Below are 26,522 nucleotides of genomic sequence, written 5' to 3'. Positions count from 1 at the left end.
CTCTCCCACACCCTGGCGGGTGCAGTACCACCGGCACACGGGGGGCACGGGGACACCGCAGAACACCGCGTCCACTATACGGCTCCCAACCAACAACCCCCCCGGGGTCACGGTTGCACCAACCGCACAATTGCATCCACAGTCATCACTGTGACCAGATTTCCCCCCCACCCCGGCCCACCGGCCAGGGACCACGGCGGGGAGACAGAGTTACGGCGGTCATAGCGTGGGGGAAACGCCCGGTCCCATCCCGAACCCGGAAGCTAAGACCCACAGCGCCGATGGTACTGCACCCGCCAGGGTGTGGGAGAGTAGGACACCGCCGGACCACACCCAGGGTCGAGCCCCCGCACCACCCGGTGCGGGGGCTCCCCACACCCTGAGCACCACCGGGCACCACACCCGACACTCCGACCCCCAGGCCCCCACCCACCGGTGCGGGGCCTGCCCCCCTGCCCGCTGCCGGCTCGACCCACAGCACCGGCCGGCGCGGCCCCCCGCGCCACCGACACCCCCCAGGCCCCCACCGGAACCGGTGCGGGGCCTTTCCCCATGCCCGTCGTCGGCCTATCGTCGGAGAACGCGGATCCGACGGTCTCGAGGGGGAGCCATGCGGCGAAATGCCGAGGAACCACGGGTCGTGGACGTGGGTGAGCAGACGACCGCGGTCGTGGCGGGGGAGGTGCCGATGTCCGAGCTGCGGGAGTTCTTCGATGCCGCGTTCCACGAGCTGGGTCAGCGGATCGACCGCGGTGAGCTCCGCCCAGCCGGGCCGGCTCTGTCGCTCTACCACTCGGAGCCCGGACCGGTCGTCCAGCTCGAGGTCGGGTTCCCGCTGGAGCACAAGGTGGCGCCGGCGGGGTCCGTCGTCGTCGGGCGGATCCCCGCGACCCGGGCGGTGACCTACACGCACCGCGGCAACTACGACGGGCTGGGCTCGTCGTGGGAGAAGCTGCGGGCATGGGCGCAGGAGCGGCACCTGCGCCTCGCCGCGCCGCTGTGGGAGGTCTACGTGACGGAGCCGCATCCGGGCGACGATCCCGAGGACATGGTGACGGAACTCTACTGGGCCGTGGAGACCTGACCGACGGCTCCACCTGCACGGTACGACAAAGGCCCCGACCAGGTGGTCGGGGCCTTTGTCGTGGACGGCGACGGCGTGTCAGCGCCCGGGGACGAGTACCCGCGCGTCGTCCGGCTCTGTGCCGATCTTCGCCACGTCGCTGCGCCTGCCGACGAGCTTGTCCACGACCACGGCGATCGCGCCGTCGCCCGTGACGTTGGTCGCCGTGCCGAACGAGTCGATGGCGATGTAGGTGGCGATCATGAGACCGACCGCGGTCTCGTCGAAGCCCAGCATGCTCTGCATGATGCCCACGGCGGCCATGATGGCCCCGCCGGGGACGCCGGGGGCCGCCACCATCGTGATGCCCAGCATCAGGACGAAGCCAAGGTAGGTCAGGTTGTCGACGGGCATCCCGGTGATCGTCATGATGGCCAGCGAGAACAGGACGATCTTCATGGTGGATCCGGCCAGGTGGATGGTGGCGCACAGCGGGACGGCGAAGCCGGCGACCGGCTTGCTGACCCCGTTGGCCTCGGCGCACTTGAGGGTCACCGGGATGGAGGCGGCGGAGGAGGACGTGCCCAGGGCCGTCGCATAGGCCGGCAGCATGTTCTTGAGGAGCACCAGCGGGTTGCGCCGGGCGTAGGCGCCGGCGATCCCGTACTGGACGAGCAGCAGGACGATCGTCAGGACGAGGGCGAGCACGACGACCTTGAAGAAGGTCGAGATGACGGCGGCGATCTGCCCGTTCATGCTGAGGCCCAGGAACATGCCGAAGATGTAGACGGGGAGCAACGGGATGATGACGAGCTCCACGATCCGCATGATGATCCGCCGGAGGTCGTCCATGGTCCGGTGCAGGGTGTCACCCGGAATGAGCGTGATCCCCACTCCCAGGCAGAAGGAGAGCAGCAGCGCGGTCATGACACCGAAGACGGGCTCCATCTCGACGACGAAGTACCCCGTGAGCGCGCTCTCCTCCGGGTTGGCCAGCGGGTTGACGTCCTGCTGCCCGCCCAGCAGCCAGGGGTAGCTGCCGCGCGCGACGAGGTAGGCGAGAACTCCGGAGAAGACCGTGGACGCATAGGCGATGCCTGCCGTGATGCCCAGCCACTTCCCGGCTCCCCGCCCGAGGTCCGCGATGGCAGGGGTGACGAGGCCGAGGATGAGCAACGGCACGATGAAGCCGAGGAAGGCGCTGAACAGGCCGTTGAACGTCAGGAACACCCGTGCGAGCGGTTCGGGGAAGAACAACCCGCAGGCGATGCCCAGGACGATGCCGAGGAGCACGCGCACCAGCAGGTGGGACGTGAGGGGTTTCTTGGTCATGGGCCAATTATCGGTCCCGGAGCAGGCCCGGCGAACCGCAAAGGGCCCGGGCGGGCCTCCCTTAGAATGGAGGACGATCAATTGGCGGACCCGCGTGCGGTCCCCTTCGACATCCACGAGCGCCGGCCCTTTCCGGACGGCACAGAGGAGCGGTACGTGTCCGAGTCTTCCCAGCACGGTTCCCAGGGCGATCGCCGGAACCGCGGTTCCGGCGACCGCCGGTCCGGCGCAGGCGCCCGACGCGACGGCGGCCGCTCGAGCGGCGCACCCCGCCGCAGCTTCTCCCGCGACGACGAGCGTTCCGCTGGACGACCCGGTGGAGAGAGCCGTTCGCAGGGCTTCCGGGGCCGGAGCGACGACCGCCAGGGTGAGAGCCGTGGTGGCTACGCCCCGCGCGGTGATCGGCGGGATGACCGACGCGGTGACAGCCGGGGCGAGAATCGCGGGGGCTACCGTGACCAGCGGCCGGGACAGGGCGAGCGTCGTGACGCCCGAGCCGGAGAGCGGGGGCCCCGTCGTGACGGCGAGGGGCGGACGGACGGCTACCGCGGTCGGCGTGACGAGGGTCAGGGTGAGCGTCGGGGCGGGTACGCCCCGCGTGGTGACCGGCGCGACGATCGGCGTGGTGGCTCTCCCGACCGCGGTGAGGGCTACCGGGGGAGGCGTGACGAGGGCCGGGGTGAGCGTGGGCCTCGTCGTGATGGTGAGGGCTACCGCGGGCGCCGTGAGGAGGGTCAGGGTGACCGTCGCGGTGGCTACGCCCCGCGTGGTGACCGGCGCGATGACCGGCGTGACGATCGGCGTGGTGGCTTCCCGGACCGCGGTGACGGCCACCGGGGTCGCCGTGAGGAGGGTCAGGGTGAGCGTCGCGGTGGCTACGCCCCGCGTGGTGACCGGCGTGACGACCGTCAGGGTGAGCGTGGGCCTCGCCGTGAAGGAGAGGGTTACCGCGGGCGCCGTGAGGAGGGTCAGGGTGAGCGTCGGGGCGGGTACGCCCCGCGTGGTGACCGGCGTGACGACCGCAGGGACGATCGGCGTGGTGGCTACCCGGACCGCGGTGAGGGCTACCGCGGTCGCCGTGACGACCGCACGGAGGTCTCCACGCACCGTCACCGGGCTCCCGAGATCGACGAGGACATCACGGGACGGGAGCTGGACAAGCCGACCCGCGCCCAGCTGGGGGCCCTGGAGCCCCGCAACGCCGAGGCCGTCGCCAAGCACCTGGTCATGGCAGGCCGCTACCTGTCCGACGACCCCGCGCTGGCCCTCGAGCACGCGCAGGCCGCAGGCCGCCGCGGCGGTCGCATTGCCGCCGTCCGGGAGGCCACGGGCATCGCGGCCTACGAGGCGGGGGACTACGCGCTGGCGCTCAAGGAGCTGCGAACGTTCCGCCGGATGACCGGCGCCGAGATCCACCTTCCCCTCATGGTCGACTGCGAACGCGCGCTGGGCCGCACCGACAAGGCGGTCGAGCTCGCGACGTCCGAGGCCGCCGCGTCCCTCGAGACCAGTGAGCGGGTCGAGCTCGCCATCGTGCTCGCCGGCATGCGCCGTGACCAGGGGGACGCCCAGGGCGCCGTCGACGCGCTGAGCATCCCGCAGCTCGACAAGAACCGTGGCTTCTCCTACAGCCCGCGCCTGTTCCGCGCCTACGCCGAGGCGCTCCGGGGCGTCGACCGGGCACGCGAGGCGCTCACCTGGGACCGACAGGCCGTGGTGGCCGAGGCGGCGCTGGGGCTCGGCCAGTTCGCCGAGCCGGAGATCCTCGACTTCGACGACGAGGACGAGACCGAGCAGGCACCGTCCGACGGCGTCGTCCTGGCCGAGCCGGAGAACGCCGCGGAGGACGCGACCGTCGCCGGCACGGCGGCCGCCGCGGTGCCCGAGGACACCCGGGCCGGTCTGCGGGAGGAACCGGTCGGCGGCACCGGCGACAGCTCGATCGACGGCACGGAGCACGAGCCCGACGACGTCCTCGACGAGGGGGCCGAGGAGGGTGCCGACGAGGAGTCCGAGGAGTCCGAGGGCGCCGCGGAGGGGGATCTGGATCCCGACGACGACTTCGAGGGCGGTTCGGAGCACGATCTGGATCCGGACGACGACGAGGAGCTCCTGGATCCCGAGGACCACGGTGCCGCCCCGGACGATCGGTCCGACGACGGCGAGGAACGCGGTGCCGAGGATGTCTGAGCGACTCCTCGACCGCTACGACGCGGTCCTGAGCGACCTGGACGGCGTCGTCTACGCCGGTCCGCACGCGATCCCGGGGGCGCCGGAGGTCCTGCGCCGGATCTCCTCGGAGGGCGTGCCCGTGATCTACGTGACGAACAACGCCTCCCGCTCCGTCGCCGCGGTCGCGGCCCACCTCACGGACCTGGGCGTGCCCACGGGTCCCGAGGGCGTGGCGAGCTCGGCCCAGGCCGGCGCCGAGGTGCTCGCGCAGCGTCTGCCTGCCGGCACGAAGGTGCTCGTGACGGGGTCGCAGGCTCTCTCGGACGTGGTCGCTGACGCGGGGCTCGTGCCGGTCCGCACACAGGAGGAGGAGCCCCGCGCCGTCATCCAGGGCTTCGACCCCGGCATCGGCTGGGCGCAGCTGGCCGAGGCGTCCTACACCCTCGCCGATCCCGACGTGCTGTGGGTCGCGACCAACACCGATCTCTCCATCCCGCAGGCGCGGGGCCTGGCCCCGGGCAACGGGACCCTGGTGGCGGCGGTCGCCGCCGCCACCGACCGGGCACCGGTGGTGGCCGGCAAGCCGGAGGCCCCCATCTTCCGCACCGCCGCCGAGCGCGCGGGCAGCACTCGGCCCGTGGTCCTGGGGGACCGGCTGGACACCGACATCCGGGGCGGCAACGCCGCCGGGTTCGCCACGGTCGCGGTGCTCACCGGCGTCGACACGCTCGAGACCATCCTGGCCGCATGCAGCGCGGAGCGGCCCGACCACGTCGTCGGAACCCTGGAGGAGCTCTTCGCCCCCTGTCCGGAGGTCGAGGTCACGGCCTCGCCCGGAGGCCACCGGGCGCGCTGCGGGGCGGCGACCGCCGAGACGGACGGCGCCCGGGTGCGGATCCGGGGGTCCCGGGAGGACCTCGATGCGTGGCGAGCCGCGTGCGGGGCCTGGTGGGCCGCGCACCCCGACGCGGAGGCACCCGTGGCCCCGGTCCTGGAGTGGGAGGCCGCGACGTGAGCTCCGACGCCGGCACGACGTCCCCGACGGGTCACGACCGTGTGGACGCCGTGCTCGAGCGGGCCGCGGAGCTGGACGCCCTGCCCGTCGCGGAGCACCCCGGCCGCTACGAGGAGCTGCACGCCGACCTCGTCGCCGAGCTCAACGCCGAGCCGGGGACCGTCCCGGCCGGACTGGTCCCCGGCCGGCAGGCGGGGCAGGAGCAGAGCGGGTCCCGGTGAGCGCGCGCCTGGACCAGGAGCTGACCACCCGGGAGCTCGCCCGCTCCCGCACCGTGGCCGCCCGCTGGATCGCCGAGGGCAGGGTGCTGGTGAACGGCGAGCCGGCCACCAAGGCCTCCGTCCGTGTGGGCGCCGGCGACCGGCTGGAGGTGCGGCCCGCGGACGGCCCCGACTACGTCAGCCGCGCGGGGCACAAGCTGGCCGGCGCGCTGACCGCCTTCCCGGACATCACCGTGGCGGGCAGGCGGTGCCTCGACGCCGGCGCCTCCACCGGGGGCTTCACCGACGTGCTGCTGCGGGCCGGGGCCCGGGAGGTGGTCGCCGTGGACGTCGGCCACGACCAGCTCGTGCCCGCGCTGCGGCAGGACGACCGGGTCCGGGTGTTCGAGGGCACGAACGTGCGCTGGATGCGCCCCGAGGACATCGGCGGCCCGGCCCAGCTGACGGTGTGCGACCTCTCCTTCATCTCGCTGACCCTGGTGGTCGGCCCCCTGGCCGCCGCCACCGTGCCCGGCGGTGACCTGGTGCTCATGGTCAAGCCGCAGTTCGAGGTCGGCGCCGACCGGCTCGCCCGCACCGGCGTGGTCACCAGCGAGCAGGAACGGGCCCGGGCTGTCGACGCCGTGGCCGCCGCCGCACGCGCCCACGGGCTCGCGGTCCTGGGCCGGGAGCGCAGCCCGCTGCCCGGTCAGGACGGCAACCACGAGTTCTTCCTGTGGTGCCGCCGGAACGTGGAGGGCGCCACGCCCTGACTGTCCACGCCCTCGCGTAGGGTGGTGAGCGGTGCCCGGTCCCGGGCACGGCGCGCAGCACGGGCCGGTCCCGGTTCCGACGACGCCCGCGTGCACCGAGCAGCCCAGAACGGGAGGATCCTGTGAGCCGGAAGATCCTGGTCATGGCCCACATGGGCCGGCAGGAGGCCAAGGACGCCGCGCGCGACTCCTGCCTCCAGCTCCACGACGCCGGTCTGGTGCCGGTGATCTCGCGCACCGACCTCGAGGCGCTCCAGGAGGACGGGGTGCCCCTCGTGCCCGTGGAGGTCATCGAGGAGGACGTCTCGCTGCGGGAGATCGAGCTGGTCATGGTGCTCGGCGGGGACGGGTCCATCCTCCGGGCCGCCGAGCTGGTGCGCAGCGTGGACACCCCGCTGCTGGGCGTGAACCTCGGCCACGTCGGCTTCCTCGCCGAGAGCGAGCGCTCGGACCTCGCCGAGTCCGTCGAGGCGATCGTGGACGGGCGCTACACGGTGGAGCAGCGCATGACCATCGACGTCACCGTGTGGCAGGACCAGAAGAAGGTGCTGCACACCTGGGCGCTGAACGAGGCCTCGGTGGAGAAGGGCGACCGCGAGAAGATGATCGAGGTGGTCGTCGAGGTGGACCGGCGGCCCCTGAGCACCTTCGGGTGCGACGGCGTGGTGCTGGCCACCCCCACCGGCTCCACCGCCTACGCGTTCTCCGCGGGCGGGCCCGTCGTGTGGCCGGAGGTCGAGGCGCTGCTCCTCGTCCCGCTGAGCGCCCACGCCCTGTTCGCCCGGCCGCTGGTGATCTCCCCGAACTCGATGATGGCCGTGGAGGTCCTCACCCGCACGGACGCCCGGGGGGTGCTGTGGTGCGACGGCCGGCGGACCACCGAGCTGCCGCCCGGGTCCCGGATCGAGGTGGTGCGCTCGCCGAAGGCGGTCAACCTCGCCCGGATGCACCGCACGCCCTTCTCCGAGCGGCTGGTCCGGAAGTTCGAGCTCCCCACGACGGGCTGGCGCGGACCGGTGCCCCCGCAGGAGACGACCGCGGCCCGGACCGCCGCCCTGTCCACCGTCGGCGCCGGCGGCGCGGGCCGGGTGGCCGAGCTGCCGAAGTCCACGGTGGGCCACGAGATGCCCCACGACCCGGACCCTGCGACCCTCGGGAGCGCGCCCGAGAGGACGGAGACCGACTGAATGATCGAGGAGATCCACATCCACGACCTCGGCGTCATCACCGACGCCGTGCTGCCGCTCGGACCGGGGCTGAGCATCCTCTCGGGTGAGACCGGCGCGGGCAAGACCATGGTGGTCACCGCGCTGGGGATGCTGCTCGGCAACCGCTCCGACGCCGGGGCCGTGCGCTCGGGGGCCCCGCGCGCCGTCGCCGAGGCGGTGGTGCGGGTCCCGGCGGGGCACCCGGCCGCGGCACTCGTCGAGGACGCCGGCGGAGCCGTCGACGTCGAGCCCGTCGGCGATGCGGACGAGGCCCTGGTCACCGTGGCGCGCACGGTGACGGCGGAGGGCCGCAGCCGGGCCCACGTCGGGGGCCGCTCCGCCCCCGTGGGCACGCTCTCGGCCGTGGGGCAGACCCTCGTGGCGGTGCACGGGCAGTCCGACCAGCTGCGGCTGAAGTCGGCGGCCGCCCAGCGCCACGCCCTCGACCAGTACGCGGGGGAGGAGCTCGTGGCCGACCTGCGGCGCTACCGGGAGCTGCTCGCCGAGTACCGCACCGTGCAGCAGACCCTGCGGGAGGTCACCGAGCACGGCCGGGAACGCGCCCTCGAGGCCCAGACCCTGCAGGGCGCCCTCGAGGAGATCGACGCGGTGGACCCCGAGCCCGGCGAGGACGAACGGCTCGACCAGGAGAGCCAGAAGCTCACCAACCTGGAGCAGCTGCGCGCCGCGGCGCTGACCGCGCACGCGGCCCTGAGCGGCGGGGAGTTCTCCGACGGCGACAGCGCGGACGCGACCGCGCTCATCGCCGCCGCGCACCGGGCCCTGGACCAGGAGGCGGGCTCGGACCGCGACCTGGAGGAGCTCGCGGGCCGGGTCGCCGAGCTGGCCGTGCTCGTCAACGACATCGCCGCGGACCTCTCCGGCTACGCGTCCGGACTCGACGACGAGGGACCGGCCCGCCTGGCCGAGGTCGAGGCCCGCCGGGCCAAGCTGAAGGCGCTCACCCGCAAGTACGGGGCCACGGTGGACGAGGTCCTCGAGTGGGCGCAGCGCTCGCGGACCCGGCTCGACGAGCTCACCGACGACCCCGCCCGGGAGCAGGAGCTGCGCGCTCGCCTCGAGCAGCTGCACGCCGGGCTGAGTGAGCTGGCCGCGCGGATGACCGAGCGGCGGCAGGACGCCGCGCACCGGCTCTCCGAGGCCGTCAGCGCCGAGCTCACGGCCCTGGCGATGCCCAACGCCTCCCTGGTCATCGAGGTGGAGCCCACCGAGGAGTTCTCCGGCCACGGCCGGGACGAGATCGCGTTCCTGCTGAAGCCCCACGCCGGTGCCGCCCCGCGGCCCCTCGGCAAGGGCGCCTCCGGCGGTGAGCTGTCCCGGCTGATGCTCGCCATCGAGGTGGTCCTCGCCGCGGTCGACCCCGTGCCCACGTTCGTCTTCGACGAGGTGGACTCGGGCGTGGGCGGCAAGGCGGCCGTGGAGATCGGGCGCCGGCTGAAGATGCTGGCCCAGCACGTCCAGGTCCTCGTGGTGACGCACCTGCCGCAGGTGGCCGCCTTCGCGGACCAGCACGTCCTCGTCACCAAGAGCCGGGACTCCACCGTCAGCGACGTGCGCGTGCTGGACGAGGAGGAGCGCGTGGTGGAGCTGGCCCGCATGCTCGCGGGTCACGAGGACTCCGCGGCGGCGCGCGAGCACGCCCGCGAGCTCGTCCGCGACGCGCAGCTCTGAGCCCGTCGCCCGTCCGGAGGCCGCCGCACGCGCGGCCGGCCGCACGGTGATCCGCAGCACGCAACCGGTGTCCCGCAGGGGCAAGAATGATAGGGTCGAATTCCGTGGTGAATGCAAACGAAGCCGCCCACGTGGCCGGCGCACAGCAGACCGAAAACCAGCGACCGGGCAAGGTGACCCGTCAGATCTTCGTGACGGGCGGCGTCGCCTCCTCCCTCGGCAAGGGCCTGACCGCCTCCTCCCTCGGGATGCTGCTGCGGGCACGGGGGCTGTCCGTGACGATGCAGAAGCTGGATCCGTACCTCAACGTCGATCCGGGCACCATGAACCCCTTCCAGCACGGTGAGGTCTTCGTGACCGACGACGGGGCGGAGACCGACCTCGACATCGGCCACTACGAGCGCTTCCTCGACGAGAACCTCGACGCCTCGGCGAACGTGACCACCGGACAGGTGTACTCCACGGTCATCGCCAAGGAGCGTCGCGGCGAGTACCTCGGCGACACCGTGCAGGTCATCCCGCACATCACCGACGAGCTGAAGAACCGGATGCGCCGCCGTGCGCAGGACGACGACCAGCCGGACATCATCATCACCGAGATCGGCGGCACGGTCGGCGACATCGAGTCCCAGCCCTTCATCGAGGCCGCCCGCCAGGTCCGCCAGGACGTCGGCCGCCGCCACGTGTTCTACCTGCACGTGTCCCTGATCCCCTACATCGGGCCCTCCGGCGAGCTCAAGACCAAGCCCACCCAGCACTCCGTGGCCGCCCTGCGCGGGCTCGGGATCCAGCCCGACGCGCTCGTGCTGCGCTCCGACCGGCAGGTCCCGGACACGATGCTGCGCAAGATCGGCAACGCCTGCGACGTCGACCACGACGCGGTGATCTCCTGCCCGGACGCCCCGAGCATCTACGACATCCCCAAGACCCTGCACTCCCAGGGACTGGACACCTACATCCTCGACTACCTCGGTCTGGACTACCAGGACGCCGACCTGGGGCAGTGGGACCGGCTGCTGAAGGCCGTGCACGAGCCGTCCCACTTCGTCACGGTGGCCATGGTGGGCAAGTACATCGACCTGCCGGACGCCTACCTCTCCGTATCGGAGGCCCTGCGGGCGGGCGGCTTCGCCAACGACGCGCGGGTGAAGATCAAGTGGGTCGCCTCCGACCTGTGCGAGACCCCCGAGGGCGCCCAGCGGGAACTGGGCGACGTGGACGCCATCTGCGTCCCGGGCGGGTTCGGCATCCGCGGCATCGAGGGCAAGCTGGGCACCCTGCGCTTCGCCCGCGAGCACCGCATCCCCACCCTGGGCCTGTGCCTGGGCCTGCAGTGCATGGTGATCGAGTACGCCCGCACCGAGCTCGGTCTCGCCGGGGCGTCCTCCACCGAGTTCGAGCCGGACACCGGGTTCCCGGTCGTGGCGACCATGGACGAGCAGAAGCAGTTCGTGGAGGGCGCCGGGGACCTCGGCGGCACCATGCGGCTGGGCCTCTACGACGCACGGCTGCGCGACGGGTCCGTGGTGGCCGGCGCCTACGGCTCCACCACCGTCAAGGAGCGCCACCGCCACCGCTACGAGGTCAACAACGAGTACCGGGAGGGCCTGGAGCAGGCCGGACTGGTGATCTCGGGGACCTCGCCGAACGGCACCCTCGTGGAGTTCGTGGAGCTGCCCGCCGACGTGCACCCCTACTACGTGGGCACCCAGGCGCACCCCGAGCTCATGTCCCGCCCGACCCGCCCGCACCCGCTGTTCGACGGCCTCGTCAAGGCGGCGCTCGAGCGCCGGGAGGCCGAGGGCCGCTGAGGCCCCGGCCCGTGCGCCACGGGCCGCCCGGCGCAGGCGCCGTGTCCCCACCGGGGCGCGGCGCCTGCGCCGTCCCCGCCAGACCCCTCGTCCCCGCCGACCCGTGCGGGGCGGCCGACCCGGAAGGACCCCATGGACATCCGACAGCTCGCCCCCGAGGAGATCTCGGACCGGCCCAGCGACCGCCGCACGGTGGCCTCCGAGACGGTCTACGAGGGCTTCATCTGGAACGTGCAGCGCGACGAGTTCGAGCTGTCCCAGGGCACCGACCCGCTCCGGCGCGACTACATCACCCACCCGGGCGCGGTGTCCGTGCTGGTGCTCGACGACGACGACCGGGTGCTGCTGATCAACCAGTACCGTCGTCCCGTCGGGATGACCATGTGGGAGATCCCCGCCGGCCTGCTCGATGTCGACGGCGAGGACCCCGCCGCGGCGGCCCAGCGGGAGCTGGCGGAGGAGGCCGACCTGAGGGCGGAGCAGTGGGACGTCCTGGTGGACTTCCACAACAGTCCCGGCTCGTCCTCGGAGGCCAACCGGATCTTCCTGGCCCGCGGGCCGAGCGAGGTCCCCGAGGCCGAGCTCCACGAGCGCGACGGTGAGGAGGCGGAGATCCACGGCGCCTGGGTGCCGCTCGACGCCGCCGTGCGGGCCGTCCTCGAGGGCCGGCTGAACTCACCCGCGGCGGTGGTCGGCCTGCTCGCCGTGCACGCCGCCCGCGCCGACGGCTACCGCTCCCTGCGCCCGGCCGACACCCCGTGGCCCGGCCACCCCGACCTGCGGTGACCCAGCCCCCGGCCGGTCGGCCGCCCCGTCCGGCGCCCGAGCCCGGGCCCGGCGGGGTGTCGCTCCCGGAGCTCGCTCCGGATCCGGGCGCGGAGTCCGATCCCGGGTCCGGTGGGGCGTCCGCCCCGGAGGAGGGGGCGGCGCCCCGTCCCGGGCCCGGTGCGGGACCCGGATCCGGGTCCCCCGCGGCGCCGGGTCCGGCACCCGGTGGCGCGCTGGAGCGGGCCGTGGAGCGCTACCTGCAGCACCTCGCCGTGGAGCGGGGCCTGGCCGCCAACACCCTCGCGGCGTACCGGCGGGACCTGCACCGCTACACCGAGCACCTCCAGGAGCACACGGACCCGCCGGTGACCACGCTGCGGGGCATCGGGACGGGACACGTCCAGGACTTCCTGCGCACGGTCTCGGCCGGGGCGCCGGGCCGGGCGCCGCTGAGCACGCGCAGCGCCGCCCGCTGCCTGGTGGCGGTCCGGGGCGCCCACCGCTTCTGGGCGCTGGAGGGCCTCACGCGCACGGATCCCGCCGCCCCCGTCCAGCCGCCCACGCCGGGCATGCGCCTGCCCAAGGCCGTGCCCGTCGAGCAGGTCACGGCGCTGCTGGAGTCGACCGGCACCGAGACGCCCCAGCAGCTGCGCGACCGCGCCCTGCTGGAGATCCTCTACTCGACCGGCGCCCGGATCTCGGAGGCCACGGCCCTCGACGTCGACGACCTGTCCCGGGCCGTGCGGAACACCGGGCAACCCGAGGAGGACGGCGGCGCGATGCCGTTCGTGCGGCTGTTCGGCAAGGGGGGCAAGGAGCGGATGGTCCCCCTGGGGTCCTGGGCGGTGCGCGCCGTGGACGAGTGGCTCGTCCGGGGCCGGCCGGCGCTCGCGGCGAAGGGGCGAGGCACCCCCGCCCTCTTCCTCAACGCCCGCGGCGGGCGGATCAGCCGGCAGACGGCCTGGACCACGGTGCGCACGGCGGCCGAGCGCGCCGGGCTGGGAGACCGGATCACCCCCCACACGCTGCGCCACTCCTTCGCGACCCACCTGCTGGAGGGCGGCGCGGACCTGCGCGTGGTCCAGGAGCTGCTCGGCCACGCCTCCGTCAGCACCACGCAGGTGTACACGCTGGTCACCGTGGAGTCCCTGCGGGAGGTCTACGCCGCCGCCCACCCGCGCGCCCTGTAGCGGGGGCGCCCCGCCGCCGGCGCCCCGGCCCGCCGCGCAGCAGCTGATCCACGTCGTCCGGTCACACAGCGGGGGCTGCTGTTCCACGGGTCGTGCAGGGCCTAACCTGGTTGCAACTGCAACGGGTGCGCCCGGACGGACGGGGACGTCATGCGAGTGAACATCGACTCAGGCACGGGAATGCGCCGGGTGCTGCTGATCCTGCTCTGCTGCCTGGGCCTGCTGCTGGCGCCCCTGGCACCCCCGGCGTCGGGCGCCACCGCGATCGGGGCCGAGCACCAGCGCCTCGGCGGAGCCGACGGCCGGCTCGGCCGAGCACTGGGTTCCGAGCGGTGCGGCCTGGTGCGCGGTGGCTGCTACCGCTCCTTCGAGCGGGGCAGCATCCACTGGTCCCCGAGGACCGGGGCACGCCCGACGTGGGGAGCGATCCGCGGGGCGTGGGCTGCTCAGGGCTGGGAACGAGGGAAGCTGGGCTACCCCGTCGGCCGGGAGGTCTGCGGGCTGCGCGACGCCGGGTGCTACCAGGCCTTCGAGGGCGGGGTGGTCCTCTGGTCACGGGCGAGCGGGGCCCACCCCACGTTCGACGGCATCCGGGCGGCGTGGCTGCGTCACGGCGCCGAGCGGGGGGCGCTGGGTTATCCGAACTCGACGGAGGCCTGCGCGGGCGGCTCCTGCCGCCAGACCTTCCAGCGCGGGTCCGTCAGCTGGACCGCGGGCGCCGGGACGCGGGTGGCCCGGGAGATCGACCGGGCCGCCTCCGTGTACGTCGTCGTCAACAAGCGCCGCCCCCTGACCCCGGTCGACCACGTCCCGCGCGGTCTCGAGGCCGTGGGCGGGCCGCTCCTGCGCGCGGACGCCGCCGCGGCGTTCCGGCGGATGCAGGCGGACGCCGCCGCCGCGGGGGTACCGATCACGGCGGTCAGCGGATACCGCTCCTACACCACGCAGGCCGGGCTGTACCGCGACTACGTGGCCCGGTACGGGAGGGAGCAGGCGGATCTGATCTCCGCCCGCCCGGGACACAGCGAGCACCAGACGGGGCTGGCCCTGGACATCGGCAACCCGGACGGGGCGTGCGGGCTGCAGAGCTGCTTCGCGGGCACTCCGGCCGGGGCGTGGGCACGGGCCCACGCCCACGAGTACGGCTTCGTGGTGCGCTACCCGGCGGGCCGCACGGGGACCACCGGTTACGCCTACGAGCCCTGGCACCTGCGCTACGTGGGCGGGCACGTGGCCACCGGCATGGTCTCCCAGCGCATCCCCACGCTCGAGCACTACATGGGGCTGCCTCCGGCGCCCTCCTACTGAGCCGCCCCCGCACGGGCGCCGGTCAGATGCCGCTCGTCGGGGCCGTTGTACTCGGACAGCGGCCGGATCAGGGAGTTGGCGGCCACCTGTTCCATGATGTGGGCGGTCCAGCCCGTGATGCGGGCGGCGACGAACAGCGGGGTGAAGGTGGGGATGTCGAAGCCCATCAGCCAGTAGGTCGGCCCGGCCGGGTAGTCGAGGTTGGGCTTGATGCCCTTCGCCTCGTCCATGGACTTCTCCAGGCCGTTGTACAGGCCCAGCAGCTCGTCGCGGCCGTAGTGGGCCACCATCGCGTCCAGGGCCGCCTTCATGGTCGGCACCCGGGAGTCGCCGTGCTTGTAGACGCGGTGGCCGAAGCCCATGACCTTCTTCTTCGCGGCCAGGGCGTCGTCCATCCAGGCCTTGGCGCGGGCCTCGGCCTCGGCGGCGGACTCCTCCGTGCGGATGCCCAGCTCCTCGAACGTCTCCATCACCGCCTCGTTGGCCCCGCCGTGCAGCGGCCCCTTCAGCGCGCCGATCGCCGCGGTGACCGCCGAGTGCAGGTCCGACAGCGTCGAGGTGACCACCCGGGCGGTGAAGGTCGAGGCGTTGAAGGAGTGCTCGGCGTAGAGGATCATCGAGACGTCGAACGCCTCGACCACCGCAGGGTCGGCCTCCTCGCCGAAGGCCATCCACAGGAAGTTGGCCGAGTAGCCGAGGTCCTCGCGCGGGGGCACCGGCTCCTGGCCGCGCCGGCGCCGCTGGTCGTAGCACACCACCGCCGGCATCGCCGCGAACAGCTTCTGCGCCTTGCGCAGGTTGGCCTCCGGGGAGGAGTCCTCGGCCTCGGGGTCCTGGGCGCCCAGGACGGAGGCCGCGGTGCGGCAGACGTCCATGGGGTGGCAGGTGGTGGGCAGGGCGTCGATGATCGCCGTCAGCTCGGGGGTCAGCGCCCGGTGCGCCCGCTCCCGGGCCGTGAACTCCGCCAGCTCCGCCTCCGTGGGCAGCTCACCGTTCCACAGCAGCAGGGCGACCTGCTCGAAGGAGCAGTTCGCGGCCAGTTCCTGGACGGGATAGCCGCGGTAGAGCAGGGAGTTGGTCTCCGGATTGACCTTGGACACGGCCGTGTAGTCGGCGACGACGCCGGCCAGTCCCTTGCGGACCTCGCTCTGGGTCTCGGTCATGGTGGTCTCCTTCTCGTGTCGTGCGGTCGGTCCGGTCAGTGGTGCAGGCCGGGCACCTCGAAGTCGAAGACGCCGGCGTCGAACTGGTTGTACCCGTGGTAGTCCACCAGCTCGTAGAGCCGGGCGCGAGTGAGCATCTCGGGCACGGCGGCCTGCTGGGTGCCGTCCGCGGCGATCGTGGCCAGCACCCGCTCCATGGCGCCCAGGGCGGAGCGCATCAGGGTGACCGGGTAGATGACCATGTTCACGCCCACCTCCTCGAGCTGGGCGGCGGTGAACAGCTGCGACTTCCCGAACTCGGTCATGTTCGCCAGGATCGGCACGTCCACCGCCGCCCGCATCGCGGCGAACTCGCTCAGGTCGGCCATCGCCTCGGGGAAGATGGCGTCCGCCCCGGCGTCCACGAGGGCCTTGGCCCGGTCGGTGGCCGCGGCGAGGTCCTCCACGCCGCGGATGTCGGTGCGGGCCATGACCAGGAAGTTCGGGTCCCGGCGGGCCTCGGTCGCGGCGCGGATCCGCTTCGTGGCGGTGGCCAGGTCCACCACGGACTTCCCGTCCAGGTGGCCGCAGCGCTTGGGGTTGAACTGGTCCTCGATGTGGCACCCGGCCAGCCCGGCGTTCTCGAGCTCCTGCACGGTGCGGGCCACGTTCATCGGCTCGCCGAAGCCGGTGTCGGCGTCCACGATCGCGGGCAGGTCGGTGAGCCGGGCGATCTGCCCGGCCCGGGCGGCGACCTCGGGCAGGGCGGTCAGGCCGATGTCGGGGAAGCCGAGCTCGTTTGCCAGCACGGCCCCGGAGATGTAGACGCCGTCGAAGCCCTGCTCGGCGATCAGCTTCGTGGACAGCGGGGTGTACGCGCCCGGGAACCGGGCGATGCGCGGGCCGGTGAGCATCTGCCGCAGGGCGACGCGCTTGGCCTCGGGAGTGGTGGTGGAGAACAGCATGCTCAGAAGATTCCCTTCGTGCCGGTGGCCAGGTCCACGTCCGCGGTGACGTTGAGGGCGTCGAGCTCCCCGGGGCCGAGCTCGCGCAGGTTCTCGGCGGCGGCGATGAATCGGTCCAGCTCGGCGTCGGCGACGATCCCGGCCGCCAGGGTGCGGAGCTTGGTGACGTACTGCGCGCGGGCGAACGGGCGGGCGCCCAACGGGTGGGCGTCGGCCACCGCGATCTCCTCGACCACGGTGGACCCGTCCGTGAGGGTGATCTCGGCCCGGCCGCCGAAGGCCTTCTCGGCCGGGTCCAGGGAGTGGTAGCGGCGGGTCCACTCCGCGTCCTCGGCGGTGGTGACCCTCCGCCACAGCTCGACGGTGTCGGGCCGGGAGGCCCGGGCGGGGGCGTAGGAGTCCACGTGGTGCCACGCCCCGTCCTGCAGCGCCACGGTGAAGATGTAGGGGATCGAGTGGTCGAGGGTCTCCCGGGTGGCGGCCGGGTCGTACTTCTGCGGGTCGTTGGCCCCGGAGCCGATCACGTAGTGGGTGTGGTGGGAGGTGTGCAGCACCACCGAGGCGATCCGCGCCGGATCGGCCAGCTCGGGCCGCTCCCGGTGCAGCTTCCGGGCCAGGTCGATCCAGGCCTGGGCCTGGTACTCCGCCGAGTGCTCCTTGGTATAGGTGTCCAGGATCGCGGCCTTGGCCTCGCCCGGGGCCGGCAGCGGGACCTCGTAGGAGGCGTCGGGGCCGTCCAGCAGCCAGGCGATCACCCCGTCCTCGCCCTCGTAGATGGGGGTGGGGGAGGTCTGCCCGCGCATCGCGCGGTCCACGGCCTCCACGGCCATCTTTCCCGCGAAGGCCGGGGCGTGCGCCTTCCAGGTGGAGATCTCGCCCTTGCGGGACTGGCGGGTGGCGGTGGTGGTGTGCAGGCCCTGGCCGATCGCGTGGAAGATCGTCTCCACCGGAAGGCCCAGCAGGGTGCCGATCCCCGCGGCCGCGGACGGGCCCAGGTGGGCGACGTGGTCGATCTTGTGCCGGTGCAGGCAGATGGCCTTCACCAGGTCGACCTGCAGCTCGTAGCCGGTGGCGATCCCGCGCACCAGATCGGCCCCGGTGGCGCCCACGTGCTGGGCCACGGCCAGGATCGGCGGGATGTTGTCGCCGGGGTGGGAGTACTCCGCGGCCAGGAACGTGTCGTGGTAGTCGAGCTCGCGCACCGCCACCCCGTTGGCCCAGGCCGCCCACTCCGGGGAGACCTTGGTGGCCGCGGCGTCCGCCCCGTACAGGGCGGACCCGGACCCGCCGGGGGTCGGGGCGTGGGCGGCCGCCTGGTCCCGGGCCGAGACGATGGGGTCTCGGTTCAGGGAGGCGATCGCCACCGAGGCGTTGTCCAGGATGCGGTTGATCACCATCTCGGTCACCTCCTCGCTCACCGCGACCGGGTCCGCGGCGACCTCCGCCATCTTCCAGGCCAGCTGGTCCTGCCGGGGCAGGTTGTCGGCGGACGGGTGGACGTGCACGGAATGAATGACGGTCATGGAGGTTCCTCTCGTGGGGACGGACGGTGGCCGGGCGCGGACGGTGGTCGGGCCCGCCGCTCAGCCGGCGGCGTCGAGCGGGGGAGCGGGCTGGACCCACTCGCGGACGGGGGTGGTCAGGACCGCGTGCAGCGAGTTGGCCAGGTGCACCCGGGTGGCGGCCTCCGCCAGCTCCTCGGAGCCCTCCGCGATGGCGCGCGCGATCTGGGCGTGCTCGGCGGCGGCGCGCGCCAGGCGGGACGGATTGGTCCGGGAGAGCTTGCGCACGCGCGCCAGGTGCAGCCGCAGGGACCGCTGGGCGGCGGTGAGGTACGGGTTGGCCGTGGCGTCGTCGACGGCCCGGTCCATGCGCTCCACGAGCTCGTAGTAGGCGGAGCGGTCGTCGGTGCTCGGGCCGTGGAGCCGGTCCACGCACCTCTCGAGCTCCGTGGCCAGACGCTGGAACTCGGCGGGGTCCCGGCGCCGGGCCGCCAGCCGGGCGGCCCGGCAGTCGAGGGCCTCGCGCAGCTCGAACAGGGCGCGGACGTCCTCGAGCGAGACCTGGGAGACCACCACACCGCGGCCCCGGTGGGCCTCGGCGAGCCCGTCGGCGGTGAGCCTGCTCAGCGCCTCCCGGATGGGGGTGCGGGAGATGCCGAACCGCTCCGACTGCTCCACCTCGCCCAGCACCTGGCCCGGGAGCAGCCGCCACTCGACGATGTCCTCCCGCAGTGCCTCGTAGGCGCGGTCGCTGGCGCGCACGGCTCTCTCCTCGCTTCTGCGGCCCCGGCCGGCGAATCGGCAGGGACCTTCGGTGACCGACCTCACACGTCCTCGTCAGTGTATACACATTCGTGACCCACAGGCCAGGGATTCCCGTCGTGCTCCGATATTGACGCGTTGATGTATACACGAATCTTGTCGTCTGTGATCTGGGCCACTAGGGTGGCCGCCAGGACTGTGACGCCCCGGGAGGACCCATGAGCACCGAGCAGCAGACCACGCAGGCCGAGGACTACGCGGAGGTCTACCGCCGCAGCGTCCGGGACCCGGAGCGGTTCTGGCTCGAGGCGGCCCGGGCCGTCGACTGGACGCGCGAGCCCACCGTGGCCCTCGACGCGGCCATGGCCCCGCTCTATCGCTGGTTCCCGGACGGTGAGCTCAACACCTCCTACAACGCCCTCGACCGGCACGTGGAGGCCGGCCACGGCGAGCGCACGGCGCTGGTCTACGACTCCGCGCTGCTGGGCGTCCAGGAGCGCTACAGCTACGCCAGGCTGCGCGACGAGGTCGCGCTGTTCGCCGGTGCGCTCGCAGCGCGGGGGGTGGGCCGCGGGGACCGGGTGCTGGTGTACCTGCCGATGATCCCGCAGGCCGCCGTGGCGATGCTCGCCTGCGCCCGCCTGGGCGCCGTGCACTCCGTGGTCTTCGGGGGGTTCGCCCCGAAGGAGCTGGCCGCACGGATCGACGACTCGCGGCCCCGGGTGGTGGTGACCACGACCGGCGGGCTGGAGCCCAGGCGGCGGATCGAGTACATCCCCGCGATCGAGGAGGCCCTGCGGCTGGCCCGGCACGAGCCCGGCACGGTGGTCGTGCACGAGCGCCCCGGCTTCGAGACCACCGTGGAGCAGGCCAGGGAACGGGCCGGGCACGGCGAGCAGCCCGCGGTCGAGTGGCTGGGCTGGGACGCCGCCGTGGAGGGCGCCGAACCCGCGGCGCCGGTGCCCGTGGCGGCAACCGACCCGCTGTACGTCCTCTACACCTCGGGGACCACCGGCGCCCCGAAGGGCGTGGTCCGCGACAACGGCGGGCACGCGGTGGCCATGACCTGGTCCATGCGCCACATCTACGACGTCGGCCCCGGCGAGGTGATGTGGACGGCCTCCGACGTGGGATGGGTGGTGGGGCACTCCTACATCGTCTACGGCCCGCTGCTCGCCGGTGCGACGACCGTGCTCTACGAGGGCAAGCCGGTGGGCACCCCGGACGCCGGCGCGTTCTGGCGGCGCGTGGAGGACCACGGCGTGAAGGTCCTCTTCACCGCCCCCACGGCCCTGCGCGCCATCCGCCGGGCGGACCCCGAGGGCGAGCTGGTGCGCCGGCACGACATCGGCTCCCTGCAGGCGCTGTTCGTGGCGGGGGAGCGGCTGGACCCGGAGACCTACGGCTGGGCCTCCCGGGTGCTCGGCGTGCCGGTGGTCGACCACTGGTGGCAGACGGAGACGGGGTGGGCGATCTGCGCGAACCCCTTCGGGATCGAGCGCCTGCCCCTGAAGCCCGGTTCGCCGTCCGTGCCGGTGCCCGGCTACCGGGTGGAGGTGCTGGACCCGCTGGGGCAGCCGGTCGCGACCGGCGAGGAGGGCAACATCGCCCTGCGCCTGCCGCTGCCCCCGGGAACCCTGACCACGCTGTGGGGCGACGACCGGCGCTTCGTGGACTCCTACCTCACGGCCTTCCCGGGCTACTACGCGACCGGTGACTCCGGCCACGTCGACGAGGACGGCTACGTCTACGTCATGGGGCGCACCGACGACGTGATCAACGTGTCCGGTCACCGGCTCTCCACCGGCGCGATGGAGCAGGTCCTGGCCTCCCACCCCGCCGTGGCCGAGTGCGCGGTGATCGGGGTGGCCGATCCGCTCAAGGGCCAGCGTCCGGCCGGCTACGTGGTGCTCAAGTCCGGCGTGGAGGTGCCGGAGGAGCGGCTGCGGGACGAGCTGGTGGCGCTGGTGCGCCGGCAGATCGGGGCGGTCGCCGACTTCAAGGACGTGGCGGTCGTGGAGGGGCTGCCCAAGACCCGTTCGGGCAAGATCCTGCGCAAGACCATGCGGCAGATCGCGGACGGCGAGGACTACACGGTGCCCTCCACGATCGAGGACTCCACCGTGCTGGAGGCCCTCGAGGGCGTGCTGCGCCCCCCGCGCGCCGGCTGAGGACCGGCGCGGCCCCGCTCAGACGGGGGTGCTGGGGGCGGCGGCCTCCGTCCCGGTCTCGCGCACGGCCCTGCGCCGCCGGGCGCGGTCGAGCAGGGCCATGCCGGGTCCGGCGGTGACGCCGTGGAGGACGACCGACATGACGATCACCAGCCCCACGATCCGCCACAGCGTCTGGTCCTCGGCGGCGAAGTCCCCCTCGGACAGGGCGTAGCCGAGGTAGTAGACGGAGCCGATGCCGCGGACGCCGAAGAAGGCGATGACGCAGCGCTCCCACGGGCCGGTCCGGCCCCGGGCCAGGCCGATCCACCCGGCGACGGGCCGCACGAGCAGGAGGAAGGCCGCCGCGACCAGGACCTCGGACCAGCTGAGGCCGGCCAGCAGGCCCCGGGCGACGGCCCCGCCCAGCAGCACGAGCACCACCACCGTGAGCAGGCGCTCGAGCTGCTCGATGTAGCTGTGCAGCACACCGTGGTAGCCGTGGGCCCGCTCACCGGCGCGGATGGTGAGCGCGCACACGAACACGGCGACGAAGCCGTAGCCCTCCACCATCTCGGTGAGGCCGTAGGTGAGGAAGGTGGCCGCGAGCGCCACGAAGCCCTCGGAGTGGGAGGCCAGGCGGATGCTCTCGACCGGGGAGCGGAAGAAGACCCGTCCCAGCAGCCTGCCCACGAGGTAGCCGGCGAGGCACCCGACCGCGATCCGCCAGGCGACGTCCACGAGGAGGAAGTGCGGCAGCCACGCCGCCGGCGCGGTCCCCACGACGCTGAGGGCCACGGCGAGGTACACGAACGGGAAGGCGAGTCCGTCGTTGAGGCCGGCCTCGGAGGTGAGGCCGAAGCGCACCTCGTCCTCCCCGTCGAGGTCGTCCTGGGCCTCCGAGGGCTGCCCGACCTGGACCTCGGAGGCCAGGACGGGATCGGTGGGGGCCAGGGCCGCGGCGACGAGCACGGCCCCGGCCAGGCTCAGCCCCAGCACCGACCACCCGAGCAGGGTCAGCCCGACGAGGCACAGCGGCATGACGACGCCCAGCAGACGCCAGGTGGTGGCCCACCGCACGCGTCCCAGGGGGCGGTCCAGGGCCAGGCCGGCGCCCATCAGGGACACGATGACGCAGATCTCGCTGAGGTGGACGGTGATGTCGCTGTAGGCCACCGGGTCCGGGTCCGGGAGGTTCTCCGCCACGGAGAAGACGGCCAGGCCGGTGCCCAGGAAGACCATGGGCATCGAGACGGGGGCGCGCATCAGCAGCCGCGGCAGCAGCGCGGCGGCGAACACGGCCAGACCGGCGGCGGCGAACATCAGGCTCGGGGCGTCGAACACCAGGACCTCGTTCCTTCGGCGGATGGGGTCGATCCCGAGAAGACTACGCACCGGAGCCGACGCGGGCACCGTGCCGGTGCGCGCAGGGGACGTCCCGGGCGGCGTCCGCTCAGCCGGCCCACGCGTACTCGAGCTCCGGGCGCCCGGGGGTGCCGTAGCGGGAGCGCCGGCGCACGAGGCCGCGGTCGGCCAGGTGCTCCAGGTAGCGCCGGGCCGTCACCCGCGACAGCGTGCTGCGCTCGGCGACCTCCCCGGCGGAGAGCCACTCGCCGCCGCGCACGAGCTCCGTGACGGCGGCCAGGGTCTGGGCGGAGAGCCCCTTGGGCGCGGCGGCGCGCACCGGCGAGCCCAGGGCCGCGAAGGCCCGGTCCACCTCCGCCTGGCCCACGGCCCCGGCCCGTCCGAGCGCCGAGCGGTAGCTGCGGTAGGCGGCGAGCTTCTCCTCGAACACGGCGTAGGTGAAGGGCTTGATGAGGTAGCCCACCACGCCGAGCGTGGTCGCCTCGCGGACGGTGGCCACGTCCCGGTGCGCGGTGATCACCAGCAGGTCCACCGACTCCCCGCGCGCCCGCAGGGTGCGCGCGACGTCGAGCCCGGACATGTCCGGGAGGTTGACGTCCAGCAGCACCAGGTCCACGGGCCGGCCCGCCCGGCGGGCGGCCTGCACGGCCTGCACCGCCGTGTGCCCGGACACGGCGGTGGCCACGGCCCGGAAGCCCGGGGAGCGCTCGACGTACTCCGCGTGGGCGGCGGCGGTCAGCGGCTCGTCGTCGACGACGAGGACCCGCACCGTCCCGGTCACGGGACCTGCTCCGGCACGGCGTCCCGGGGGACGGGGATGGTCACGGTGAACACGGCCCCGCCGTCGTTGCCCAGCTCGATCCGGGCGCCCCAGCGCTCCACGACCTCGCGCACCAGGTGCAGGCCCACGCCCCGGCCCTCGGGTCCGGCGGGCTTGGTGCTGACCCCGGGCTCGAAGACGTCCTGGGCGAGCTCCTCCGGAACGCCCATGCCGGTGTCGGCCACGGTGACCACGACCGTGTCCAGGGCGGGGTCGGCGTCGTCGGGCGCCCCCACGATCTCCACCTCGACCACGGGGCGGACGCGGTCGGCGTTGGCCGCGGCCGCCTCCACGGCGTTGTCGACGAGATTGCCGACGAGGGTCACGAGGTCGGCGGGGGAGACCGGGACGCGCGGCACGTCCGGGCCCACGGCGACCTCCAGCTCCACGCCTCGCTCGTGGGCGGCGGCCGTCTTGCCCACGAGCAGGGCGGCGAGGAAGGGGTCCTCCAGACGGGCGAGCAGATCCTGGGACAGCCCCTGGGTGCGCTGCCGGTCCGCGGAGGCGAAGTCCAGGGCCTCCGCCTCGCGCCCCAGCTCCAGCAGCGAGACCACCGTGTGCATCCGGTTGGCGTGCTCGTGGGTCTGCGCCCGCAGGGCCCCGGCCAGGGCGGAGGTGGCGCGCAGCTGCCCGGAGAGCCGGGAGATCTCGGTGTGGTCGCGCAGGATCACGACCATGCCCCGCCCGGCGAGCGCCCCGCCCGCCGGCAGGCTCGAGACGATGAGCGTGCGCTCCCCGACCACGACCCACTGCTCCTGCACGGACGCCCCCGAGTGCAGCACGGCCTCCAGGGCCGGGGGCAGGCCCAGCGCCTCGACGGGCGGTGCGCTGCGCCGGCCGGGCCCGGCCGCGTCCGGGGCGATTCCGAGCAGCTCGCGGGCGCGGGCGTTGAGCACCGGGACCGCGCCGGAGGGGTCCACGAGCAGCAGGCCCTCGGTGGCCTCGTTGAGCACGGCGTCGTGCAGCGCATGGACCTGGGCGAGCTCCTCCGGGCCCCAGCCGTGCGTGACCCTGCCCAGGTAGCGCGCCCCGAGGGTCGCGACCGTGGCCGAGGCGGCGAGCAGCAGCGCCCCGACGAGGAGCACGGCCGGCAGCTGGGCGAGCGCCTGCTCGGAGAGCGCCTCGAGCAGCACGCCCGTGGCCACCAGCGCCACGACCGTCCCGTCCCCGTCCCGCACGGGGGCGATCGTGCGCACGGACGGGCCGAGGTTGCCCCGCTCCGTGCTGGTCCAGACCTCCCCGGCGAGCGCGTGCGAGCGGTCGCCCCGGTAGGGGTCGCCCACCGAGGACGGCCAGGGGTGGGTCCAGCGGGTGCCGTCGGGGGCCATGATCGTGACGAAGTCCAGGTCCGTGTCCTCGAGCAGCCGGTCCGTGAGCGGCTGCAGGGCCGCGTGCGGGTCCGGGGTGCCGGCGGCCTCCAGGACGTAGGGGTCGTCGGCCAGGGCCGTGGCCACCGCCCGGGTCACGGCCTCGGCGCGCTCCCGGACCGCCTGCCGCTCCTGGGCGAACAGGACCAGGGAGACCGCGACGGTCACGACCGCCACGACGACCAGCTGGAGGAGGAGGAAGCGCCTGGCCAACGACATGCCCGCCTCCTCCCCTCCTGCCCGTGCCACCTGCCGGCGCGCTCAGCCCGTGCTCCGGTTGTGGCGGGCGTCACGACCATTATGACCACAACGCGACAGGGCCGCGGCGGCCGGTGAGACTCGTCACAACGGCCCGGTCCCGGGCTCCGGGCAGCGCCTCCCGGCGCCGCCCGCCGGCACCGTCCGTCCGCACCCTCCACCCGCACCGTCAGGAGAAGCATGGCCACCGTCGCCACGGAACCCGTCGACCCGCAACGGCCCGTCCAGAAGCAGAAGAAGGACAAGACGCACTACCTGTACGTCTTCGTGATCGTCGCCGTCGTCGCCGGCGCCGTGCTGGGCCTCGTGGCCCCCGAGTTCGCCCAGACGCTCAAGCCCATCGGCACCGCGTTCATCGCCCTGATCAAGATGATGATCGCCCCCATCATCTTCTGCACGATCGTGCTGGGCGTCGGCTCCATCGCCAAGGCGGCCACCGTCGGCAAGGTCGGCGGCCTGGCCCTGGCCTACTTCATGGCGATGTCCACCGCCGCCCTGGCCATCGGGCTGCTGGTGGGCAACCTCATCCACCCGGGCGAGGGCCTGAACATCCAGGGCTCCGAGTACGAGATCACGGACACCGGCCACGGCGACGGGGAGGGCGGGACGATCGGGTTCCTGCTCGGCATCATCCCCACCACCCTGCTGTCCTCGCTGACCGAGGGCAACATCCTGCAGACCCTCTTCGTGGCCCTCATCGTGGGCTTCGCCCTCCAGCAGATGGGCCCGGCCGGCAAGCCCGTGCTCAAGGCTGTCGGCTACATCCAGGCCCTGGTCTTCCGGATCCTGATCATGGTCATGTGGGTCGCCCCGATCGGTGCGTTCGGCGCGATCGCCGGCGTGGTGGGGGAGACCGGGGTGCAGGCCATCATCTCCATGGCCACGCTGATGATCGCCTTCTACCTCACCTGCGTCCTGTTCATCGTGGTGGTCCTGGGCGGTCTGCTGAAGGCCGTCACGGGGATCAACATCTTCCGGCTCATGAAGTACCTGGGCCGGGAGTACCTGCTGATCTTCTCGACCTCCTCCTCCGAGGCCGCCCTGCCGCGGCTGATCGCCAAGATGGAGCACGCCGGCGTCTCCAAGCCCGTGGTCGGCGTGACGGTCCCCACCGGGTACTCCTTCAACCTGGACGGCACCGCGATCTACCTGACCATGGCCGCCCTGTTCGTCGCCTCCGCCATGGGCAACCCCCTGGCCCTGGGCGAGCAGATCTCCCTGCTGGTGTTCATGATCATCGCCTCCAAGGGCGCCGCCGGCGTCACCGGCGCCGGACTGGCCACCCTCGCCGGCGTGCTCCAGTCGCACCGCCCGGACCTGGTCGACGGCGTGGGCATCATCGTGGGCATCGACCGGTTCATGTCCGAGGCCCGCGCCCTGACGAACTTCACCGGCAACGCCGTCGCCACCCTGCTGATCGGCAAGTGGACCCGGGAGCTCGACCTCGACCAGGTCGAGCGCGTGCTCTCCGGCCAGGACCGGTTCGACGAGTCCACCATGGCCGCGCACTCGCACGGCGCCCCCGAGCAGGACGCCGGCGCCGACGGCGCCGGTGTCGAGGACTCCGTGGCCGAGAAGGTCGAGGCCGCCGCCGGCACCCGCTGAGCACCACCTCCTGCCGACGGGACGACCGCGCCCGCCGGACCCCACCGGGTCCGG

21 protein-coding genes and 1 rRNA gene are annotated in these 26,522 nt (G+C 73.4%); 14 read left to right on the top strand and 8 right to left on the bottom strand.

What is annotated here, in order from left to right:
- Positions 1–211: 211 nt before the first annotated feature.
- Together rrf and ABL57_RS08260 are read left to right on the top strand one after the other, a co-directional pair.
- Positions 212–328, top strand: a 5S ribosomal RNA gene (gene rrf / locus ABL57_RS08265).
- A gap of 312 nt (positions 329–640) precedes the next feature.
- Positions 641–1,084 (top strand): GyrI-like domain-containing protein, encoded by a 444-nt coding sequence (locus tag ABL57_RS08260; RefSeq protein ID WP_053004831.1) that lies wholly within the window; start codon positions 641–643, stop codon positions 1,082–1,084.
- Positions 1,085–1,162: 78 nt separating this feature from the next.
- On the opposite strand, the gene ABL57_RS08255 is transcribed toward ABL57_RS08260, so the two are convergent.
- Complete coding sequence (locus tag ABL57_RS08255; RefSeq protein ID WP_047802983.1) at positions 1,163–2,395, bottom strand: dicarboxylate/amino acid:cation symporter; 1,233 nt, start codon at positions 2,393–2,395, stop codon at positions 1,163–1,165.
- A gap of 1,227 nt (positions 2,396–3,622) precedes the next feature.
- On the opposite strand from ABL57_RS08255, the gene ABL57_RS22655 reads away from it, so the two are divergent.
- The 10 genes from ABL57_RS22655 (at position 3,623) to ABL57_RS20675 (ending at position 14,532) form a co-directional block, all read left to right on the top strand.
- Complete coding sequence (locus ABL57_RS22655; RefSeq protein ID WP_203225578.1) at positions 3,623–4,585, top strand: hypothetical protein; 963 nt, start codon at positions 3,623–3,625, stop codon at positions 4,583–4,585.
- Positions 4,578–5,582 carry an HAD-IIA family hydrolase gene (locus tag ABL57_RS08245; protein WP_047802982.1) on the top strand — a complete coding sequence of 335 codons (1,005 nt, stop codon included), beginning with the start codon at positions 4,578–4,580 and terminating at the stop codon, positions 5,580–5,582. The genes ABL57_RS22655 and ABL57_RS08245 overlap by 8 nt, the downstream gene beginning before the upstream one ends.
- The gene (locus tag ABL57_RS08240) at positions 5,579–5,803 is read left to right on the top strand and encodes a hypothetical protein (protein ID WP_139318567.1); all 225 of its coding nucleotides are present in this window, start codon (positions 5,579–5,581) and stop codon (positions 5,801–5,803) included. Before ABL57_RS08245 ends, ABL57_RS08240 begins: the two co-directional genes overlap by 4 nt.
- Entirely contained in the window at positions 5,800–6,555 is a 756-nt protein-coding gene (locus ABL57_RS08235; protein ID WP_047802980.1) for a TlyA family RNA methyltransferase, read from the top strand. The genes ABL57_RS08240 and ABL57_RS08235 overlap by 4 nt, the downstream gene beginning before the upstream one ends.
- Before the next feature lie 122 nt (positions 6,556–6,677).
- Positions 6,678–7,742, top strand: coding sequence for an NAD kinase (locus tag ABL57_RS08230; protein WP_047802979.1), 1,065 nt, complete (start codon positions 6,678–6,680; stop codon positions 7,740–7,742).
- Positions 7,743–9,455: a DNA repair protein RecN gene (gene recN, locus ABL57_RS08225; protein ID WP_047802978.1), complete on the top strand. Its 1,713-nt coding sequence runs from the start codon at positions 7,743–7,745 to the stop codon at positions 9,453–9,455.
- A gap of 86 nt (positions 9,456–9,541) precedes the next feature.
- Positions 9,542–11,266 (top strand): CTP synthase, encoded by a 1,725-nt coding sequence (locus ABL57_RS08220; RefSeq protein ID WP_047802977.1) that lies wholly within the window; start codon positions 9,542–9,544, stop codon positions 11,264–11,266.
- A 132-nt stretch (positions 11,267–11,398) separates the two neighbouring features.
- A complete protein-coding gene (locus tag ABL57_RS08215; protein WP_047802976.1) occupies positions 11,399–12,052 on the top strand; it encodes an NUDIX hydrolase in 654 nt (217 codons plus the stop codon).
- A gap of 227 nt (positions 12,053–12,279) precedes the next feature.
- Positions 12,280–13,224, top strand: coding sequence for a site-specific tyrosine recombinase XerD (locus ABL57_RS08210; protein WP_369821408.1), 945 nt, complete (start codon positions 12,280–12,282; stop codon positions 13,222–13,224).
- Between the two features lie 156 nt (positions 13,225–13,380).
- Positions 13,381–14,532 carry a D-alanyl-D-alanine carboxypeptidase family protein gene (locus ABL57_RS20675; protein ID WP_160310780.1) on the top strand — a complete coding sequence of 384 codons (1,152 nt, stop codon included), beginning with the start codon at positions 13,381–13,383 and terminating at the stop codon, positions 14,530–14,532.
- Here ABL57_RS20675 and ABL57_RS08200 read toward each other — a convergent pair.
- The 4 genes from ABL57_RS08200 to ABL57_RS08185 are packed head-to-tail and all read right to left on the bottom strand — an operon-like array spanning position 14,526 to position 18,903.
- Positions 14,526–15,695: a bifunctional 2-methylcitrate synthase/citrate synthase gene (locus ABL57_RS08200; protein ID WP_047802975.1), complete on the bottom strand. Its 1,170-nt coding sequence runs from the start codon at positions 15,693–15,695 to the stop codon at positions 14,526–14,528. The genes ABL57_RS20675 and ABL57_RS08200 overlap by 7 nt on opposite strands.
- Before the next feature lie 35 nt (positions 15,696–15,730).
- Positions 15,731–16,639 (bottom strand): methylisocitrate lyase, encoded by a 909-nt coding sequence (gene prpB, locus ABL57_RS08195; RefSeq protein ID WP_047802974.1) that lies wholly within the window; start codon positions 16,637–16,639, stop codon positions 15,731–15,733.
- A 2-nt stretch (positions 16,640–16,641) separates the two neighbouring features.
- Positions 16,642–18,162, bottom strand: a complete 1,521-nt coding sequence (locus ABL57_RS08190; RefSeq protein ID WP_047802973.1) for an MmgE/PrpD family protein — start codon at positions 18,160–18,162, stop codon at positions 16,642–16,644.
- 60 nt (positions 18,163–18,222) lie between these two features.
- Positions 18,223–18,903, bottom strand: a complete 681-nt coding sequence (locus ABL57_RS08185) for a GntR family transcriptional regulator (protein ID WP_047802972.1) — start codon at positions 18,901–18,903, stop codon at positions 18,223–18,225.
- A gap of 218 nt (positions 18,904–19,121) precedes the next feature.
- Here ABL57_RS08185 and ABL57_RS08180 point away from each other — a divergent pair, with 218 nt between their 5' ends.
- The gene (locus tag ABL57_RS08180) at positions 19,122–21,074 is read left to right on the top strand and encodes an AMP-binding protein (protein ID WP_047802971.1); all 1,953 of its coding nucleotides are present in this window, start codon (positions 19,122–19,124) and stop codon (positions 21,072–21,074) included.
- An 18-nt stretch (positions 21,075–21,092) separates the two neighbouring features.
- Here ABL57_RS08180 and ABL57_RS08175 read toward each other — a convergent pair whose 3' ends face one another.
- From ABL57_RS08175 to ABL57_RS08165, 3 genes are all read right to left on the bottom strand, one after another.
- The gene (locus tag ABL57_RS08175; protein ID WP_047802970.1) at positions 21,093–22,397 is read right to left on the bottom strand and encodes a sodium:proton antiporter; all 1,305 of its coding nucleotides are present in this window, start codon (positions 22,395–22,397) and stop codon (positions 21,093–21,095) included.
- A gap of 109 nt (positions 22,398–22,506) precedes the next feature.
- Complete coding sequence (locus tag ABL57_RS08170; RefSeq protein ID WP_047802969.1) at positions 22,507–23,199, bottom strand: response regulator; 693 nt, start codon at positions 23,197–23,199, stop codon at positions 22,507–22,509.
- The gene (locus ABL57_RS08165; protein ID WP_047802968.1) at positions 23,196–24,824 is read right to left on the bottom strand and encodes an ATP-binding protein; all 1,629 of its coding nucleotides are present in this window, start codon (positions 24,822–24,824) and stop codon (positions 23,196–23,198) included. Before ABL57_RS08165 ends, ABL57_RS08170 begins: the two co-directional genes overlap by 4 nt.
- 219 nt (positions 24,825–25,043) lie before the next feature.
- On the opposite strand from ABL57_RS08165, the gene ABL57_RS08160 reads away from it, so the two are divergent.
- Complete coding sequence (locus ABL57_RS08160; RefSeq protein ID WP_047802967.1) at positions 25,044–26,468, top strand: cation:dicarboxylate symporter family transporter; 1,425 nt, start codon at positions 25,044–25,046, stop codon at positions 26,466–26,468.
- Positions 26,469–26,522 lie beyond the last annotated feature (54 nt).

Origin of the sequence: Kocuria sp. SM24M-10, from assembly GCF_001027955.1 — a bacterium.
In the GTDB taxonomy this organism is placed as follows: domain Bacteria; phylum Actinomycetota; class Actinomycetes; order Actinomycetales; family Micrococcaceae; genus Kocuria; species Kocuria oceani.
This window is presented reverse-complemented; position numbering and strand designations above follow the sequence as displayed.